This is a genomic window from Pedobacter sp. HMWF019 (genome assembly GCF_003061025.1).
GTDB lineage: Bacteria > Bacteroidota > Bacteroidia > Sphingobacteriales > Sphingobacteriaceae > Pedobacter.
On sequence record NZ_QAIL01000385.1, the window covers coordinates 1 to 1,018 of the forward strand.

The 1,018-nt window shown below is 41.1% G+C and carries 1 protein-coding gene; it reads left to right on the forward strand.

Translation table 11 applies throughout. The features are described 5' to 3' along the window. On the forward strand, nt 1-1,010 hold a 1,010-nt coding region (locus tag DBR11_RS21110), incomplete at its 5' end, for a LacI family DNA-binding transcriptional regulator (RefSeq protein WP_108554600.1). Between the last annotated feature and the right edge of the window lie 8 nt (nt 1,011-1,018).

The following is a 1,018-nucleotide window of genomic DNA, read 5'->3' on the forward strand; positions in this document are numbered from 1 at the left end:
CCATAAAAGATATAGCAAAACTTACAAATACCTCCATCACCACTGTATCTTTTGTTTTAAACGGCAAAGGCCGGATCAGTGCAGATATAAGAAAAAAAATACTCGATGTAGCCCTTGAAAACGGTTATGAACCCAACCGCATGGCGGTTGGACTAAGAACAGGAGAATCTAAAGTGATTGGTTTAATTGTTGAAACCATTAGCGGACCTTTTTTTGGCACAATGGCCAAAGTTATTGAATACGAAGCAGAAAAAGCGGGTTATGGTGTGGTGTACTGCAGTACAGACAACAACATTCAAAAAGGAAAGAATGTAATCAAAATGCTTTCCAACCAACTTGTCGACGGATACATCATCACCCCCATCAAAGGACTGGAAAAAGAAATACAAAAGTTAATCAGCAATGAAAAACCAGTGGTTTTAATTGATAGTTATTTTCCCGGGATCGATATCCCTCACGTATTAGTTGACAATTACAATAGTGTCTATCAGGCCATCCAGTTCCTTGCCGGTTCGGGGTATAAGAACATCGGATTTGTAACACCAGACCTGGACCTTGTTCAGTTACAGGAGCGGCTAAAAGGTTACCAGGCCGCGATAAAAGCAAATGGACTCGCAGAAGATCCGGAAATGATCTTCAACCTGTCCTACAACAGTGAAAGAACAGAAGCTGTAGAAGCCGTCAAAGAATTTTTAATCCGGCAAACAAAAATGGATGCCATTTTTTTTAGCACCAACTATTTGGGCATCATCGGTCTTCAAAGCATCAACGAACTTAAGTTAAGCATCCCTGCTGACTTAGGTGTAATGAGTTTCGATGACAATGAATTATTTGAACTTTATCCTCCGGGAATCACTTCCGTCAAACAACCTACTTACGAAATTGCAAAATCCGCTATTGACCTGTTGATGTCGAGTTTAAACGATCGCAGTTTTGAGGTTTCGAACATCAAACTTCGGATACCTGCAGAGATCATAAAACGCGGATCGACCCCCAACCTTGCCGGGTGATCTAGAAC